Origin of the sequence: Staphylococcus gallinarum (assembly GCF_029774255.1) — a bacterium.
Taxonomy (GTDB): Bacteria; Bacillota; Bacilli; order Staphylococcales; family Staphylococcaceae; genus Staphylococcus; species Staphylococcus gallinarum.
Genome location: NZ_CP069082.1, coordinates 618303 through 637098 on the forward strand (window position 1 = coordinate 618303; position 18796 = coordinate 637098).

An 18796-nucleotide genomic window follows, 5' to 3' on the forward strand; every position below is an offset into this window, starting at 1 on the left:
AATGGTTTGAATTTTAATGTAAGAGGGGTAGACGAATGCTCAAATATGAACAAATAGCATTACAAATCAATGCATATATTGCTGAAGGTAACTATCAAGCTGGAGATAAACTACCTAGTGTAGAGACTTTGAAAGCTCAATATGAAGTAAGTAAGAGTACGATTATTAAAGCTTTAGAAGCTTTAGAAAAGAAAGGGAGAATCTACCAAGCGCGTGGCAGTGGTATTTATGTTCGTAATCCAAAAAGAGATGGTTATTTAAATTTATTTTCATCAAGTGGATTTAGTGATGAAATTGTGGGTCACTCAGTTACAAATGATGTGATTAGAGTAGAAGAAGTCATCGCTCCAGAAGAAGTTCGCCAAAAATTAAAGCTTGATAAAGATACAGAAGTTTATGTCTTAGAACGTATTGTGCATATTGATGGTAAGGTATTGTGCTATGAACAATCTTATTTCAACAAAGATATTGTGCTGTATTTAGATACTTCAATTGCAGAAGGGTCTATTTTTAGATATTTAGAACAACGCATAAAGGTTAAAATTGGATTTTCTGATATTTACTTTACTGTCGATAAATTAAATAGTGAGGAAGCACCGCTATTAAATTTATCAACGGGTGAGCCATGCTTAAGATATGAACAAGTATTTTATACTACGACTGGCGTGCCTTTTGATTGTTCACAATTGATATATCATTATGAGAATGCACATTTTTATATTCCTTCACAAAAATAAAGGCTAGACTATAACATCGCATTATTGTGTAATGAGGTGCTATAGTCTAGCTTTGTTCATATAGAATTTTTTAATTGAAACGGTTAATTACGTCTTGGATAGAATAATGATTTAATTGATTTAGTATAGTTTGATCTACCTCACTATAGATAGAATCTAAGGCACTGCTAATATTCTTTCCAACAAAGCAATCTGGATTTGTATTGCCATGAATTTTTGCAAAGTGAGTTTCTTCATCAAAAATAATTTGAAATACTTGACCCAAAAATATCGAAGTTGCAGGTTGTTTCAAATTGTAACCTGAAACGCCTTGACTACTATCAATTAGATTACCTTCCTTTAAGAAACGACAGATTTTTCTAACGAGTGTAGCGTTACTATTAATACTCGATGCTATATATTGACTTGAAACGGGTTCTTGTTCAGTAGCTAATAGTGTAAGTATATGAATGGCAACAGAAAATTGTGTGTTCATATTGTGCCTCCTTTGCAACGAACTTGTGCTTTAAATTGATACATGTTGATTTTACGTCATTTACTGCTCAGACGCAATGAAAGAAGTTATAGGATGATGAGCGAGAAGCTAATTATATATTGGTGTATCATAGCCATTGCATAGTGATACAGAATCATTAAATTTGTTAATGCAATTTAAAACTTTTCAATTGACTACTAGTAGTATAAACAATATTGTATTCATATGATTCAATAGAAGTTATGTGTATTGTATATGATAACTTGTATCGATAAATATATTAGCATAAGGAAGTGACAACATGTCTGAATATAATATTCGTGTGGCAAATCAAGGCGATGCTGAGGAAATACAAAGACTTATGTATGAAGCATTTACACCTCTTAGAGAGCTAGGCATTGATTGGCCGTCTGTCAATGCAGACGTCGATTTAGTAGAACAAAATATCAAAACAAGTACGACATTTGTCCTTGAAAATGATAAAGAAATTATATCTACCATTACGGTACGTTATCCATGGGAAGGAAAACGACGCATTTCTGTATATCCATTTGTCTGGTGGTTTGCGACAAAGCCGAGTTATGATGGGCGTGGTTTAGGTAGTAAATTATTGAAATATGTTGAAGAAACATACTTAAGAGACACATTAAAAGCACCAGCTGTAACACTAGGAACATCAGCAAGAAAGCATCCATGGTTGTTGGATATATACAAGAAACGTGGATATGAAGTATACGCAGAACATGAGAATAAAGATGGTGACTTAGGTGTTATTATGAGAAAAGTATTGATACCAGAAAAGTTTGATGAAGAAGTATTAGGTCAGCCACCATTCTAATCATTCATATTACAGGGAATCCCTTTATTACTAAGCTAAGGGGATTCCCTATTTTTGCGTATAAATGTGAAAATAATCACAAATACAGCCGAAATTATATTACAATGCAAGTGTATAGAGGAGGGTTAGATGTGGTGGTAAATATACTTGTGTTACATGGTATGAATCGTCCAGGTGTTAATGAAAGTGTAAGAGAAAATTTTGAGCAATTATTTAACGATGCTCAATTAACGTATCACTTGGCCTTTCTAGAAGGCGATACACAAACATTAAAGCAAGTGGTTGAATTACTGATAAGTAAAGGGATAAAGCACTTTAACATTATTCCTATATTATTATTTCCTGCTAAACATTACTTTGAAGATATACCTAATATTTTGAAAGATATAAAAAGGAATTATCCACCAATGAATTACATCATCGCTGAACCTTTAGGTACACATCAAACTATCTCAAATATAGTGAAAAATAAAATTGCTAACACGTTAATAAAGAATGACAAAGTTCAAACAATCGTATTGTTGGCACATGGTAGTTCTGCATACACTGAACCACAACAAGCAGTGCAACATTTAGCTCAGTCGTGTGATGTGTTTGGCATACCTATTCAAACTGTATTGCTTTATGGTGCAGGTAATTATGTAGAGCATTTAGAAAAAATACTCAAGCAATATCCACAAACATTAATTGTGCCATTATTTCTTAGAGATGGCTATTTAGTTCAAAGGACTAAACAAAATATTAGGCAACAAGCATTTGCTGAATACGTGACATTTGCTTCAGCAATTAACTTCGTGCCTGATTTAGCAAAAGTAATTAAAGATAGAATAAACGAATTAGAGGTGTTAGCAAATGTATGCTATGCAAGTTAATTTAACAGGGAAACATGTTGTGATTATCGGTGGTGGACGGGTCGCTTATCGAAAAGTACAACAATTACTTAAGGAGGACATACACGCTATTACAATTATCAGCAAAACATTTTTACCGGAATTTTTTGCAATAACACATGCTAACTTAAAGTTAATTACTAAATGTTATGACGCGAATGATATTAAAAATGCGAATTTAATAATTGCTGCTACAGATGATAAACAAGTGAATAATCAAGTTGCTAAAGATGCTCATATTGATCAATGGGTAAACAATGTCAGCGATAAAGAAAAATCTGACTTTTATAATGTTTCACAGTTTACTGTCGATAATGTGACAGTACAGATTAGTTCTGAAGGTACGGATTATCACAAGGTAAAGACGTTAACGACAGAGATAAAGGAATATCTAAATTGTAGTGATGAGGAGGATATAAATGACTAAAGAAAGATTAGTAATGATAGGAAATGGTATGGCGGGTATCAGAACAATTGAGGAGATACTGGAACGAGATGATCAAAAATTTGAAATTACGATAATAGGCAAAGAGCCATATCCCAATTATAACCGTATAATGTTATCTAATATTTTACAAAAGAAGATGACTCAAACTGATATTATTATGAATGACTTTGACTGGTATGAATCACATGACATACATCTTGTTATTGATGATCCGGTTACTGAAGTGGATAAATTACAAAAGCAAGTGATGACACAAAGTGGTCTGACTTTTGAATATGATATTTGTATATTTGCAACAGGTTCTAAAGCATTTACATTACCTATACCAGGCTCAACCTTTCCTAGTGTAATTGGTTGGCGTACTTTAGAAGATACTGAAAAAATGATTGAAATTGCTAAAACCAAGAAACATGCGATTGTCATAGGTGGCGGATTATTGGGCTTAGAATGTGCGAGAGGTTTATTAGACCAAGGTATGGAAGTTACTGTTATACATCTCGCAGATTGGTTGATGGAAATGCAACTAGATAAAAAAGCAGGCATGTTATTACAAAATGATTTAATTGCACAGGGTATGAAGTTTAAATTAAATGCAAGTACAGAAGAAATCATAGGTGACACAGATGTAACTGGAATTAGATTAGCTGATGGAACAAAGTTATTAGCAGATCTTGTGGTTATGGCAGTAGGGATAAGACCATATAATGAAGTTGCCCGTCAATGTGGATTGGAAGTCAATAGAGGTATTGTTGTAAATGATTATTTACAGACGAGTGATGATTCAATTTATGCAATTGGTGAATGTGCCGAACATAATGGGCTAGTCTATGGTTTGGTGGCCCCATTATATGAACAAGGACAGGTGCTTGCAGATTATTTAACTGATAGAGAAACTACAGGTTATCACGGCTCTACAACATTCACTTCTTTAAAGGTATCTGGCTGTGACTTATACAGTGCGGGCTATATTAAAGAGGATGACATAACTAAAGGTATTGAGATGTTTGATAGTGTCAATATGTATTATAAAAAAGTATTTTTAAGAGAAGGCAAGCTTGTTGGTGCAGTACTTTATGGTGATGTTGCCGATGGACCAAGATTCTTTAATATGATGAAACAAGATCAATCTCTCGACGACTATACTTTAGTTTCAATGTTACATAAAGGCACTGAAACTGAAAGTAATAATGTTGCAGCATTGAGTGATGATAGTACAATTTGTGGATGTAATGGCGTGTCAAAAGGGAAAATAGTGACAGCCATAAAGGAAGAAGGATTAACAAGCGTTGATGAAGTAACAAAGTTAACTAAAGCAGGTAATTCATGTGGTAAATGTAAGTCACAGATAAACGAATTGCTGCAACATACGTTAGGTGATGATTTTGTTGCTGCCAAACCAGCTGGTATTTGTGCATGTACAGATTTAACACGTGACCAAATTGTCACTCAAATTAGAGCTAAAGGTTTAAAAACATCGAAAGAAGTCCGACATGTTTTACAATTTAAAGATAAAGGTGGTTGTCCTAAATGTAGACCGGCAATTAATTACTATTTAAATATGGTCTATCCACATGATCATGAAGATGAAACGGCATCTAGATTTGCTAATGAAAAATATCATGCGAATATTCAAAATGATGGTACATTTTCAGTGATACCTCAAATGCGTGGTGGGGTGACAGATGCCGATCAACTCATTCAATTAGGTACGGTTGCTAAAAAATATCAGATTCCTTTAGTAAAGGTTACAGGTTCTCAGCGTATAGGTTTATACGGTGTTAAGAAGGAACTATTGCCACAAATTTGGGATGAATTAGGTATGCGTTCGGCTTCTGCTTATGGTAAAAAGACGCGTTCAGTTAAGAGTTGTGTAGGTAAATCTTTTTGTCGATTTGGTACACAAGATACAACTAAGTTAGCGATTCGTTTAGAAAGCACATTTGAATATATAGACACACCACATAAATTTAAAATGGGCGTTTCAGGTTGCCCAAGAAGTTGTGTCGAATCAGGTGTTAAAGACTTTGGCGTAATTGGTGTTGAAAATGGATTCCAAATCTATATAGGTGGTAATGGCGGTACTGAAGTAACGGTAGGGCAGTATCTAACGACAGTTGAAACCGAAGATGAAGTCGTAAAGTTGTGCGGTGCATTGATGCAATACTATAGAGAAACAGGTATTTATGCAGAGCGTACAGCACCGTGGTTAAATCGTCTTGGTTTTGATCGTGTAAAAGATGTCATTTTAAATGAAGCACAACAAACACAGTTATTCCAGAGAATTATGGAAGCAAAAGAAGTGGTACAAGCGGAACCTTGGCGACAAATTTCAAGTCAGGAAAAAGAAAGAGCACGCTTCGCAGTTGAGGAGGTATAAATAGATGGCACAAAGAAAAATTAAAGTAGCGCATTTGAAAGAGTTACAGCCATTGATCGGTAAGAAAATACTGGTTGAGAATAAAGAAATTGGTCTGTTTTTAACTGAGGGTGGAAATGTTTATGCGGTCAATAATATATGTCCACACAAAAATGGACCATTGAGTGAAGGTATAGTAAGTGGTGAATTTGTATACTGTCCACTTCATGATCAAAAGGTAGATTTGACGACAGGAATAGTTCAAGAACCTGATACCGGATGTGTAGAATCTTATAAAGTAGAAATCATCGACGAGGATGTCTATGTATGCCTGTAATCAATTACGGTAAAGTTTATCTTATAGGTGCAGGACCTGGAGATCCGACATTACTTACAAGACAAGCAGAACAGTTAATAAAAAGGGCTGATGTAATCTTATATGATCGCTTGGTAAATCCATTTATACTACAGTTGGCAAGACCGGAAATTCCCATTATCGATGTTGGGAAATTACCTTATAGTAAACATGTTAAACAAGATGAAATTAATGACTTGTTGATCGAAACTGCATCGAAATATGACCTAGTTGTGAGGCTTAAAGGTGGAGACCCGGCTGTGTTTGGTAGAGTATACGAAGAAGTAGAAATATTAAATAAGATGCACATAGATTATGACATTATACCTGGTATCACTTCATCAACTGTAGCTATGGCACATCTTGGTTTAGGGTTCACAATACGTGATATAGCTACGAGTGTGACATTTACTACAGGGCATTTTAAAGATAATTCCGATAAACCTTTCGATATCAATGGATTATTAAATTATGGTACCTTAGCGATTTATATGGGAATTAGAAATATTGATAGCATAATGAAAGAAATCTATAACAAGACACACACTAATTTTCCCGTTGTTGTATGCTTTGATGTGACAGGGCCAATGGAACAATATGTTACAGGGACAGTATTAAATATTGTAGATAAATTAAAGGATGTCACCAATAATAGTAAACCAGGGCTTATCATCATAGGACATGTTATTGGTAAATTGAATATGGGTGAAGGATTAACGGTCAAATATAGAACAAAATATTTAGTGCAAGGGACACGTACTCATGCGATTGACAAGGCTTTTGAATTATACGCGCAAGGTGACTGGTGTATGATACTTCCTAATGATATAGAACAACTACATCCATCACAAAGGGCGTTAATAGAAACGTATTTAAAACAATCTTTTGATTCGAAAATAACAGTAAAGTAACAATAAATACACATAAAAACATAACTATGTATAAATCTAAGACGATTGACCAAAAATGGTTATTAATGCTCGATAAAACAACTACTGCAGTTTACTTCGTGAATATTAGTGGACATCATTCAATTAAATATCTTTCATTTTCTTTTCTTTTAAACCTTATAATAATAGATGGAAAAAAATAAAATTATGAAGAATAGAATGACTTAAATTGTAACCATTTAACATGGTCATAAAATAATAAGGGGATTTTCCTATGCATTTAGGAAAATCCCTAATTTTTGTATATTGTGAAAAAATGTACAATGTTTATGAAATATATTAATAAGCGAAGTGATTTCAGTTAAAAGGAACGAACTTGTGAGAGGGTGTATAAAATGAAAAAGTTTGGGCTTAAATTTTTTAAACCAACAGAAAAATTTAATGGTAATTGGTCAATCTTAGAGAGCAAAAGTCGTGAATGGGAGAAAATGTATAGAGAACGATGGAGTCATGATAAAGTTGTGAGAACCACACATGGTGTGAATTGTACTGGTTCTTGTTCGTGGAAAGTTTTTGTTAAAAATGGGGTTATTACTTGGGAAAATCAACAAATCGATTATCCTAGTTGTGGTCCTGACATGCCTGAATTTGAGCCAAGAGGGTGTCCGAGAGGTGCATCATTTTCATGGTATGAATATAGTCCGTTACGTGTTCGATATCCATATATAAGAGGAAAGCTTTGGGAGTTATGGACTGCAGCATTAAAGGAACATCATGATAATACTGTTGCAGCGTGGGCGTCTATCGTTGAAGATGAAGAAAAAGCCAAAATTTATAAACAAGCACGAGGTAAAGGTGGCTTAGTTAGAACAAACTGGAAAGATGTATCACAACTGATTTCGGCACAAATCATATATACGATTAAAAAATATGGACCTGATAGAATTGCTGGCTTTACACCAATACCTGCGATGTCGATGTTAAGTTACGCATCTGGAGCACGATTCATTAGTTTACTTGGGGGAGAGATGCTAAGTTTTTATGATTGGTATGCAGATTTACCACCAGCATCACCACAAATTTGGGGTGAGCAAACAGATGTACCAGAATCAAGTGATTGGTACAATGCGTCATATATTATCATGTGGGGATCAAATGTGCCATTAACTAGAACTCCAGATGCTCATTTTATGACTGAGGTTCGTTACAAAGGAACAAAGGTTGTATCAGTAGCACCAGACTATGCTGAGAATGTTAAATTTGCGGATAATTGGTTATCTCCAAACCCTGGAACGGATGCAGCAGTAGCACAAGCGATGACACATGTTATTTTACAAGAGTTTTATATTGATAATCCTAATGAGCGCTTTATCAATTATTCAAAACAATATACAGATATGCCATTTGTCATCATGTTAGATAAAGATGATAAAGGATATAAAGCAGGACGTTTTTTACGGGAAAATGATATTACATCTAAAACAACGAATGGTGATTGGAAACCTGTTATTTTTGATGGTAATAGTGAGCGTTTAACTGTACCAAATGGAACTATTGGACAAAGATGGGAACAAGGTAAGGCATGGAACTTAAAGCTTGAAGATGAACAAGGGCAACCGATTAATCCATTGTTATCATTTGCTGAGTTAGACCATGAACACGTTGATATTCAATTTCCTTATTTCGATAATAATGGAAACGGTATTTTTGAAAGAACAATTCCCGTCAAAAAGATTACTTTGGAAAATGGTGAAGAAAAATATATTACTACAGTGTTTGATCTAATGGCGAGTCAATATGGTGTGAAACGCTTTGACCATGCGTTAGAAGCCAATGGTTATGAAGATAAAACATCATACTACACACCAGCATGGCAAGAACAAATTACAGGTGTGAAACAGGATTTAGTTATACAAGTTGCCCGTGAGTTTGCACAAAATGCCATCGATACTGAAGGTAAATCCATGATAATAATGGGTGCAGGGATTAATCATTGGTTTAATTCAGATACGATTTATCGGTCAATTATTAATTTAATCTTACTTTGTGGTTGCCAAGGTGTAAATGGTGGGGGTTGGGCTCACTATGTAGGACAAGAAAAATGTAGACCAATTGAAGGGTGGAATACAATTGCCTTTGCAAAAGATTGGCAAGCACCTCCCCGATTACAAAATGGAACAAGTTGGTTCTATTTTGCTACGGACCAATGGAAATATGAATTATCAACTGTAGATAGTTTGAAATCACCATTAGCAGATCACATTAAACATAAGCACCCAGCAGATTATAATGTATTAGCAGCGAGAGCTGGATGGTTACCATCCTATCCTCAATTCGATAAAAATAGTTTATCTTTTGGTGAAGATGCGAAAGAAGCAGGAGAGTTCAATAATGAACAAGTCATACAGCGTGCTGTTGAATCTGTAAAAGCACGTAAAACTAAATTTGCAATAGAAGATCCAGATGCTAAACAGAACCATCCTAAAACATTATTCTTATGGCGCTCTAATTTAATTTCAAGTTCTGCAAAGGGCCAAGAATATTTTATGAAACACTTATTAGGAACAAAATCAGGATTATTAGCAAATCCAAATGAAAATGATAAACCAGAAGAAATTAAATGGAGAGATGATACTGAAGGAAAGTTAGACTTACTTGTATCTTTAGATTTCCGTATGACATCAACGCCTTTATATTCTGACATTATTTTACCAGCGGCAACTTGGTATGAAAAACATGATATCTCATCAACAGACATGCATCCATTTGTTCATCCATTTAACCCAGCTATTGATCCGTTATGGGAGTCGCGTTCAGATTGGGATATCTTTAAGTTATTAAGTAAAACTGTATCCGAAACAGCTGAAAAATATATGCCAGGAAATTATAAAGATGTTGTAACAGCACCACTTGCACATGATTCAGAACAAGAAATCGCGAACGTCAACGGTATTGTTAAGGATTGGACTAAAGGAGAAATAGAAGCAATACCTGGAAAGACAATGCCTGCGTTTAAAGTTGTTGATCGTGATTATACAAAAATATTTGATAAATATGTAACGGTTGGACCATTATTAGAAAGCACTAAAATCGGTGCACATGGTGTTAGTTATTTTGTAAAAGAACAATATGATGAATTAAAAGGATTGGTTGGAACTTGGGAAGAAGCAGATCATGAATCTGTGAAACACCAGCGTCCACGTATCGATACTGCCAGAAGAGCAGCAGATGTTGTTCTCAACCTTTCTTCGGCAACAAATGGGAAATTATCACAAAAATCTTATGAAGATTTAGAGCAACAAACTGGTATGACTTTAAAAGATATCTCAAGTGACAGAGCATCTGAAAAAATTTCATTCTTAAATATTACAGCACAACCAAGAGAAGTAATACCAACAGCAGTATTTCCTGGTTCAAATAAAAATGGTCAACGTTATTCACCATTTACTACAAATATTGAGCGTCTTGTACCATTTAGAACATTAACAGGTAGACAAAGTTATTATATTGATCATGAAATATTCCAACAATTCGGTGAAAGCTTACCTGTGTATAAACCAACATTGCCACCTTTAGTATTTGGTAATGATGATAAACAAATAGTTGCAGATAAAGAAACGTTAGTCTTACGTTATTTAACGCCACATGGGAAATGGAATATTCATTCGACTTATCAAGATAATCAACACATGCTGACGCTCTTTAGAGGTGGGCCTACTGTTTGGATTTCAAATGAAGATGCTGCGGCACATCATATTGCCGATAATGAATGGCTAGAAGTATATAACAGAAACGGTGTAGTAACTGCTAGAGCTGTCGTCTCTCACAGAATGCCTAAAGGTACTATGTTTATGTATCATGCACAAGATAAGCATATCGAAACACCCGCTTCACATATTACTGACACTAGAGGTGGATCACATAATGCGCCAACACGTATTCACCTTAAACCAACTCAACTCGTGGGTGGTTATGCTCAAATTAGTTATCATTTTAACTACTATGGACCAATTGGAAACCAAAGAGATGTGTACGTAGCAGTAAGAAAACTTAAGGAGGTTGATTGGCTTGAAGATTAAAGCACAAATTGCAATGGTATTAAATTTAGATAAATGTATTGGTTGTCACACGTGTAGCGTTACTTGTAAAAGTACATGGACCAATCGACCTGGTGCAGAATATATGTGGTTTAACAACGTTGAAACAAAACCAGGTATTGGCTATCCGAAACGCTGGGAAGATCAGGAACAATACAAAGGTGGATGGTACCTAAATAAAAAAGGAAAATTAGAATTAAAATCAGGTAGTAGATGGTCAAAAATTGCATTAGGGAAAATATTTTATAATCCAGATATGCCAGTTATTAAAGATTATTATGAGCCGTGGACATACAATTATGAACATCTTACTAATGCAAAAGCAGGAAATCATTCACCTGTAGCTAAGGCACACTCACTATTATCAGGCAATAAATTAGATTTAGAATGGGGGCCAAACTGGGAAGATGATTTAGCTGGTGGGCATGTTACAGGACCAGAAGATCCCAATATTCAACGTATTGAAGAAGATATTAAGTTTAAATTTGATGAAACATTTATGATGTATTTACCTAGACTTTGTGAACATTGCTTGAATCCAAGTTGTGTGGCATCTTGTCCTTCTGGCGCAATGTATAAACGAGATGAAGATGGCATTGTGCTAGTAGACCAAGAGGAATGTAGAGGTTGGAGATACTGTATGACAGGTTGTCCATATAAGAAGGTTTATTTCAACTGGAAAACAAATAAAGCTGAAAAATGTACATTCTGTTTTCCAAGAATAGAGGCAGGTTTACCAACTGTATGTTCAGAAACATGTACAGGACGTATGCGTTATTTAGGCGTACTACTGTATGATGCCGATAGAGTTGAAGAGGCCGCTAGTGCAGAGAATGAACAGGAGCTATATGAAAAGCAATTGGATTTATTCTTAAATCCATTTGACGAAGCGGTAATTGAACAAGCCCAAAAAGATGGTCTTTCAATGGAATGGATCGAAGCAGCACAAAATTCACCTGTCTACAAATTAGCAATTGAATATAAATTAGCATTTCCATTGCATCCTGAATATCGAACAATGCCAATGGTATGGTATTGCCCACCACTGAGTCCGATAATGAGTTACTTTGAAGGTAAACAGGCACAAGCGGGTAATAGAAATCCAGATATGATATTCCCTGCAATTGAAGAAATGCGTTTACCTATTCAATATTTAGCTAGCCTATTTACTGCTGGCGACACTGAACCTGTTAAACTTGCCTTGCAAAAAATGGCAATGATGAGAAGTTATATGCGTTCAGAAATTACAAATAAAGACTTTGATCATTCAAGGTTAACGAGACTAGGTTTAACAGAACGCCAAACTAAAGATATGTATCGTTTGCTAGCTATTGCTAAACATGAAGATAGATTTGTAATTCCGACATCACATAAAGAAGCATATATGGATACGTATCGTGCTCAAGGTAGTCAAGGGTATGGTGGAGAGTACTTCGGTTCAAATTGTGATGGTTGTGGTGTTCCAGTAGCCGTTGAAGCTGGAAAATCAGGTCAAGAAATCTATAATGAACAGTTTTATGGGGGAATATTCCGTGATTAACTTTAAGCTATTTGAACAATATCAAACCTTACTTGGTTACCATGCACAGTTGTTAGATTTTCCAAATAAACAAACGTTTAAAAGTGAAACGTTTAAACAAATTGTAGATGAAACACAGCCGTCATATGAGGAACTAATTGCTTTCAAAGCAGAGATAGAACAATATTCACTCATTGAAGTACAACAATTATATTCAGATACATTTGATTTTAATAAAAAAGCACCGTTGTATATGACTTATAATAAATTTGATACTCAAAAGGAACGTGGTCAATTACTAGCGAAACTAAAAGTATTATATGAAATGTTTGGTTTAAAGATGGTAGATCAAGAGTTATCGGATTTTCTTCCATTGATGCTTGAATTCTTATCTGTTGCAAATTGGAATGACGATGATCGGGCAATTGATAATATTGAATTTGTCATCATGATTATAGAAGATGGTACGTTTGCAATTTCTGAGCAATTAGCGAAATCGCAAAATCCATACTATCATTTAATACGTTCGTTACGTAAAACGCTTAAGGCTTGTATTGAACTAGAACAGATGAATGAGGTGAAGTAAATGTTGAATCAATTTTTGTGGGTTATCTTACCTTATATCTGTATGGCTACATTTATAATTGGACATATTGCACGTTATAGATTTGATAAATTATCTTGGACTGCAAAATCTAGTGAATTTATTGAAAAGAAACAACTTAAATGGGGAAGTATCTTATTTCATTTAGGTATTGTTCCTGTTATTATGGGTCACTTTGTCGGTTTAGTGATACCAGCATCTTGGTTAGAGGCACTAGGTGTCAATGATCATTTATATCATATAGGTGCAGTGTATATTGGAAGTGTATTTGGTATAATAACGTTGATAGGTATGTTGCTATTAACGGCACGACGACTTTCTATTAAGAACGTTAGAAGGTTAAGCTCTGCATTAGATATAATTGTTAACATTTTCTTATTACTTATTGTATTTATGGGCTGTTATGCAACGATTGTCACTAATGCAGTTACGCCAACTTTTGATTATAGAGAAACAATTTCAATTTGGTTTAGAAATTTATTTGTATTCTCTCCTAATGCCGATTTGATGGTACAAGTACCTATTGCATTCAAAATGCATATTCTATTAGGCTTTGCGATCTTTGCACTTTGGCCGTTTACTAGACTGGTACATGTATGGAGTGTTCCTTTCACATATGCGAGTCGTAGTTATATTGTTTACCGTAAACATAAAGTGTGAATGGAGGAAATAATTTGAATTTAGTCACATTAAATGAACATTTAGATTATCAATCAGCTTTAGATAAGTTAAGGATTGATGAGGATTTTGATTTTGCGGGATTAGCATTTTACGAAAATGAAAAGCAAGTTTCACCAATAAAATGGCACTATGTCTCCGGAAATTTAAATGATCGTTATAAGTTAATTGTACTAAGAAAAGGTAAAGGTTTGGCTGGTACAGTCATGAAAACAGGTAAACGTATGATTATTGAAGACGTGAACCATGATGACATTATATTTGAAAAGCATAAGTATCCAATTATTATGAGTGAATCACTGACAGCTATGATAGCTATTCCATTATGGTATGAGCACTATGTTTATGGCGTATTGTTGTTAGGCCAACGTGACAATAAACCTTTACCATTGCAACATAATCAAATTTCTATAATTAATAAATTTGGAATCTTTAAAGAAGAAGATTAGGTGATAACGTTGATTTCAAAAAATAAAGATTCATTAACTCAGTTATTATTTCAGTATTTTAATCACACTAACGAGATGATTGTTTTTGTTGATGCTTCTGGAAGTGTAATTGCAAAGAATGATGCAGCAAAGGAAATCATTGCAGAAGATAATGATTATCAAGGAATGACACATGCGATTTGTAATCGTTGTGACGGCTATACGAATGAATATGATTTACAATCATGTGTAAATTGTTTTTTAGAAGCAAAGGAAATTGGTAATTCTAGCTTTCAAGTATTTATGAAAACAACACATGGGACTATTGAGCCTTTCACAGCGACGTATCAAACTATAGATGAAGCTACAGGAGTCAAAGCATTTACATTACAAAATGTGTCACCACAAATTGAAAGACACGATAAAATGTATCAAAGACAAATGATGCAAAAGACAATACATGCACAAGAAAATGAACGCAAGCGTATTTCACGAGAATTACACGACAGCGTCATTCAAGAAATGATGAATGTAGACATTGAATTGAGATTAATGAAATATCAAAAGGATGTCGATAGCCTAATTCACAATTCGTCAAAGATAGAAGGACTTGTTACCAAATTGATTGATGATATTCGTAATTTATCAGTGGAATTGCGTCCATCTTCTTTAGATGACTTAGGATTAGATGCAGCATTTAAATCATATTTTAAACAAGTCGAAGAAAATTACGGTATACATGTGATTTATCATTGTAATTTATTAACACAACGCTTTGATAATGAAATAGAAACGGTGATATATAGAATTGTGCAAGAAGCCGTGTTTAACGCTATAAAATATGCAGAAATTGATTTCGTGGATGTTGATATAGAGGTCACTGATGAGCGATTAGTTGCTAAAGTCGTCGATAAAGGAAAGGGATTCGACAAATCAGCACAACCTAAAGGCACAGGTTTAGGATTATATGGAATGAATGAACGCGCGGAGTTAATAAATGCGAAAGTTAATATAGATACAGATATTGGGAAGGGAACAAGTGTAACAGTTGAAGTTCCATTATAAGTATATAAGGAGATTTTAAGTTGAGAATTGTAATTGCAGATGATCATGCCGTAGTACGAACTGGATTTTCTATGATTTTAAATTATCAGGAAGATATGGAAGTTGTGGGGACAGCAGCAGATGGGGTGGAAGCATATCAGAAAGTAATGCAACATAAACCCGATGTACTCATCATGGATTTAAGTATGCCACCAGGAGAATCAGGTTTAATAGCTACGAGTAAGATTAGTGACAGTTTTCCTGAAACTAAGATACTCATATTAACGATGTATGATGATGAAGAATATCTCTTTCATGTATTGAGAAACGGCGCGAAAGGTTATATCTTAAAAAATGCGCCAGATGAACAGTTATTACTAGCGGTGAGAACGATTTATCAAGGTGAAACATATATTGATGCAAAATTAACAACTTCATTAGTAAAAGAGTTCGTCAATCATTCAAATAAAGATATTAAAGATAGCACGGATCCATTTTTAATATTATCAAAACGAGAATTGGAAATCTTACCACTTATTGCCAAAGGATATGGAAATAAAGATATTGCTGAAAAGTTATACGTATCTGTAAAGACAGTGGAGGCGCATAAAACGCATATTATGCAAAAGTTAAATTTAAAATCCAAACCAGAATTAGTTGAATATGCAATGAAGAAAAAGTTAATAGACTTCTAATAGTGATACGCTTTAATCTTATGAAAGCCATATAACAATATGATTGTAGTTAATTGTATTGTTGTTTGGCTTTTTATATTGCTTATTAAATTAATGTGATACTCAGGTTGTTTCGTATAGGGAATTTATATATTTACTCAAGGGAAATTCCTTATGTTCATTTTTTCACAAAGATTCTAAAATTATAGTTAAAGATATACTACTAGGTTACTCACTAGTACAAGAGTTGATTTGTTATTAGCAATACATGACTAACAAGTAATTGTGTGTAGCATTTTGACTAGAAATTAGACTTTAAATTATTGTTAAGGATGAAGGTGAATATGAATGCGAAAGTCAACGGGTAGTTTTCAATTGGTCTTGCAGACATTTAGTTTAGTGGCTGGATTTATGGCGTGGAGTATCATTGCGCCATTAATGCCTTTTATTAAAGAAGATATACAAATAAGTGGGAGTCAACTATCAATTATATTAGCTATTCCAGTTATTCTAGGTTCTGTTTTAAGGGTGCCTTTTGGCTATTTAACAAATATCATAGGGGCCAAATGGGTATTCTTTAGTAGCTTTATAATTTTATTGTTTCCAATTTACTTCTTAAGTAATGCACAATCACCTATAATGTTGATGGCTGCAGGCTTCTTTTTAGGTGTAGGTGGAGCAGTATTTTCTGTGGGAGTAACTTCAGTACCTAAATATTTTCCAAGAGCTAAAGTAGGATTAGCAAATGGAATTTATGGTATGGGGAATATCGGAACTGCCATTTCTTCTTTTTTAGCCCCTCCTATTGCCGGTATAATTGGTTGGCAATCAACAGTGAGATGTTATCTAGTCATCATCGCAATTTTTGCATTATTAATGTTCTTGTTAGGTGATGCCAATGAACAAAAAATTAAAGTTCCGTTACTACAACAATCTAAAATTTTATTTAAAGATTTGAAATTATATTACATGAGCTTTTGGTATTTTATTACATTCGGAGCATTTGTTGCATTTGGCTTATTTTTACCAAATTACCTGGTTCAAAATTTTGAGATTTCAAGTGTTGATGCTGGTATTAGATCAGGTATATTTATTGCTTTGGCGACATTTTTACGACCTTTGGGAGGCGTATTAGGTGATAAATGGAATGCAGTTATCCTATTAATTATAGATTTTATTTTTATGATTATAGGAGCATTAATCTTAAGTTTTTCAGCACATATTATTCTATTTACAATAGGGTGTTTGTTAATTAGTCTATGTGCTGGATTAGGGAATGGTTTAGTATTTAAATTAGTGCCATTTTACTTTGCCAAAGAGTCTGGTGCAGCGAATGGTATTGTTTCCATGATGGGAGGCTTAGGTGGATTCTTCCCACCTATTGTCATTGCTTATGTCACATCAATCACTGGTACGAGCCATCTGGCATTTGTATTCTTAGCATTATTTGGTGTGATCGCAATAATAACTATGTATCATATTGTAAAACGTGATAAATTAACTTTTAAATAATAAAAAATAGGCGTCCACAGTGCAATTACATTGTGGACGTCTATTTGATAGGCTGATATATATTTAAATCACTGTTCAAGTGATGGATAAGGTCAAGAATATTAAATGAATATCGTTATACTTCACACCATCGTCAAATTCACTATAGTGCTACTTATAAAGTACTGTCTATTTAAATGTTAATTAATTTCAATGCGTGTTGCTTTATTTTCTTCAGCAGGTAATTTTGGCAGTGTTACACGTAAAATACCGTTATCATGCGCTGCAGTGATACCTTGTTCATTGACATTGTCAAAGTTAAATTGTCGTTTTAAATCGCTATAACTGCGCTCTTGGTGAATGATTTTGCCAGCTGAGTCTTCTTCGGTATTCAATTGAGTTTGTTTTGCTTCAATAGTTAAAACGTTTTTATCGAATGCTAAACTGATATTTTCCTTTTTAATACCTGGTAATTCTGCTTCAATTAGGTAATAATCTTCAAGTTCCGTAACATCAGATTTGATTTGTGTTTGATTTGGGAATTGATCGAATATTTGCTTGCCGAAATCTTTAAATAAGTCGCTAGGATTTACATCAAAAATTGAATTGTTAAATGGTTTCTTTTCAAAAGCCATGAGCAATCACTCCTTAATTTGTATAAAGTATTTTATTAATCAATGTTAATTTGTGTTTTACTTTGTTTCATTGGTAAGTTAACGATTAGCATACCATCTTCCATTGTGGCGTTAATATTTGTAGTATCGATGTGTTTAAAAATAAATTGTCTACTTTGTTTTTTAGTATTTCTTTCACGAATCAAGTACTGTTGTTCATTTTCAGTCGCTTCATTGTCAGAACGCTCTGCTGATATTGTTAAAATGTTGTTGTCGTATTCAATGTTAATATCTTCTTTATTAAAACCAGGGAGTTCTGCGGTAATTGTATAGTTATTACTTTGTTGATAAACATTTACTTTGAAATTTGAATTTCCAAGTAGCATATTATCAAATAAATCAGTTGGTAAATGACGTGTTTGTCTATATTGAATCATCTCTAAAACACCTCTCCTTTAACTTTATGATTACATTATAAAACTTTAGTCAAAGAAAGTCAAAGTCAAAGGCTTATACGTTTGAAAATTTTATTATGTTGATATTGTGGTAGGTGACTAGAAGGCATTGATTAAAGAAATTGAGCGCTGATAGATAAAGTAAAATATAAAAAAGAGGCAACTAAAAGATATAGAACGTCAACGTTAATGCAACTTCCTAC

18 protein-coding genes are annotated in these 18796 nt (G+C 33.9%); 15 read left to right on the plus strand and 3 right to left on the minus strand.

Annotated features, from left to right (window positions below):
* Positions 1-35: 35 nt before the first annotated feature.
* Complete coding sequence (locus tag JN168_RS02600; RefSeq protein WP_042739269.1) at positions 36-737, plus strand: GntR family transcriptional regulator; 702 nt, start codon at positions 36-38, stop codon at positions 735-737.
* Positions 738-807: 70 nt separating this feature from the next.
* Here the strand turns inward: JN168_RS02600 and JN168_RS02605 are convergent, their stop codons facing one another.
* Positions 808-1212 (minus strand): Rrf2 family transcriptional regulator, encoded by a 405-nt coding sequence (locus tag JN168_RS02605; protein ID WP_279526151.1) that lies wholly within the window; start codon positions 1210-1212, stop codon positions 808-810.
* Between the two features lie 301 nt (positions 1213-1513).
* Here JN168_RS02605 and JN168_RS02610 point away from each other — a divergent pair, with 301 nt between their 5' ends.
* From JN168_RS02610 to JN168_RS02675, 14 genes are all read left to right on the plus strand, one after another.
* The gene (locus JN168_RS02610; RefSeq protein ID WP_042739271.1) at positions 1514-2050 is read left to right on the plus strand and encodes a GNAT family N-acetyltransferase; all 537 of its coding nucleotides are present in this window, start codon (positions 1514-1516) and stop codon (positions 2048-2050) included.
* 131 nt (positions 2051-2181) lie between these two features.
* Positions 2182-2922 carry a sirohydrochlorin chelatase gene (locus JN168_RS02615; RefSeq protein ID WP_279526152.1) on the plus strand — a complete coding sequence of 247 codons (741 nt, stop codon included), beginning with the start codon at positions 2182-2184 and terminating at the stop codon, positions 2920-2922.
* Positions 2903-3367 (plus strand): precorrin-2 dehydrogenase/sirohydrochlorin ferrochelatase family protein, encoded by a 465-nt coding sequence (locus tag JN168_RS02620; protein WP_279526153.1) that lies wholly within the window; start codon positions 2903-2905, stop codon positions 3365-3367. The genes JN168_RS02615 and JN168_RS02620 overlap by 20 nt, the downstream gene beginning before the upstream one ends.
* Complete coding sequence (nirB, locus tag JN168_RS02625) at positions 3360-5765, plus strand: nitrite reductase large subunit NirB (protein ID WP_279526154.1); 2406 nt, start codon at positions 3360-3362, stop codon at positions 5763-5765. The genes JN168_RS02620 and nirB overlap by 8 nt, the downstream gene beginning before the upstream one ends.
* Positions 5766-5769: 4 nt before the next feature.
* Positions 5770-6081 (plus strand): nitrite reductase small subunit NirD, encoded by a 312-nt coding sequence (gene nirD, locus JN168_RS02630; protein ID WP_042739275.1) that lies wholly within the window; start codon positions 5770-5772, stop codon positions 6079-6081.
* Positions 6072-7010 carry a uroporphyrinogen-III C-methyltransferase gene (cobA, locus tag JN168_RS02635; RefSeq protein ID WP_279526155.1) on the plus strand — a complete coding sequence of 313 codons (939 nt, stop codon included), beginning with the start codon at positions 6072-6074 and terminating at the stop codon, positions 7008-7010. The genes nirD and cobA overlap by 10 nt, the downstream gene beginning before the upstream one ends.
* A gap of 374 nt (positions 7011-7384) precedes the next feature.
* Positions 7385-11068, plus strand: a complete 3684-nt coding sequence (locus tag JN168_RS02640; protein ID WP_279526156.1) for a nitrate reductase subunit alpha — start codon at positions 7385-7387, stop codon at positions 11066-11068.
* On the plus strand, positions 11058-12626 hold the full coding sequence (gene narH / locus JN168_RS02645; protein ID WP_229366581.1) for a nitrate reductase subunit beta: 1569 nt from the start codon (positions 11058-11060) through the stop codon (positions 12624-12626). The genes JN168_RS02640 and narH overlap by 11 nt, the downstream gene beginning before the upstream one ends.
* The gene (gene narJ / locus JN168_RS02650) at positions 12619-13191 is read left to right on the plus strand and encodes a nitrate reductase molybdenum cofactor assembly chaperone (protein ID WP_229366582.1); all 573 of its coding nucleotides are present in this window, start codon (positions 12619-12621) and stop codon (positions 13189-13191) included. The genes narH and narJ overlap by 8 nt, the downstream gene beginning before the upstream one ends.
* Positions 13192-13869 (plus strand): respiratory nitrate reductase subunit gamma, encoded by a 678-nt coding sequence (gene narI, locus JN168_RS02655; protein ID WP_042739280.1) that lies wholly within the window; start codon positions 13192-13194, stop codon positions 13867-13869.
* 14 nt (positions 13870-13883) lie between these two features.
* Positions 13884-14336 (plus strand): nitrate respiration regulation accessory nitrate sensor NreA, encoded by a 453-nt coding sequence (gene nreA, locus JN168_RS02660; RefSeq protein WP_042739281.1) that lies wholly within the window; start codon positions 13884-13886, stop codon positions 14334-14336.
* A gap of 9 nt (positions 14337-14345) precedes the next feature.
* Positions 14346-15380 (plus strand): sensor histidine kinase, encoded by a 1035-nt coding sequence (locus JN168_RS02665; protein ID WP_232155403.1) that lies wholly within the window; start codon positions 14346-14348, stop codon positions 15378-15380.
* A 20-nt stretch (positions 15381-15400) separates the two neighbouring features.
* The gene (gene nreC / locus JN168_RS02670; RefSeq protein ID WP_042739282.1) at positions 15401-16054 is read left to right on the plus strand and encodes a nitrate respiration regulation response regulator NreC; all 654 of its coding nucleotides are present in this window, start codon (positions 15401-15403) and stop codon (positions 16052-16054) included.
* A 327-nt stretch (positions 16055-16381) separates the two neighbouring features.
* On the plus strand, positions 16382-17545 hold the full coding sequence (locus JN168_RS02675; protein ID WP_232155402.1) for a nitrate/nitrite transporter: 1164 nt from the start codon (positions 16382-16384) through the stop codon (positions 17543-17545).
* Positions 17546-17724: 179 nt separating this feature from the next.
* On the opposite strand, the gene JN168_RS02680 is transcribed toward JN168_RS02675, so the two are convergent.
* A complete protein-coding gene (locus tag JN168_RS02680) occupies positions 17725-18159 on the minus strand; it encodes an Hsp20/alpha crystallin family protein (RefSeq protein ID WP_232155401.1) in 435 nt (144 codons plus the stop codon).
* 35 nt (positions 18160-18194) lie between these two features.
* On the minus strand, positions 18195-18575 hold the full coding sequence (locus JN168_RS02685; RefSeq protein WP_042739285.1) for an Hsp20/alpha crystallin family protein: 381 nt from the start codon (positions 18573-18575) through the stop codon (positions 18195-18197).
* Between the last annotated feature and the right edge of the window lie 221 nt (positions 18576-18796).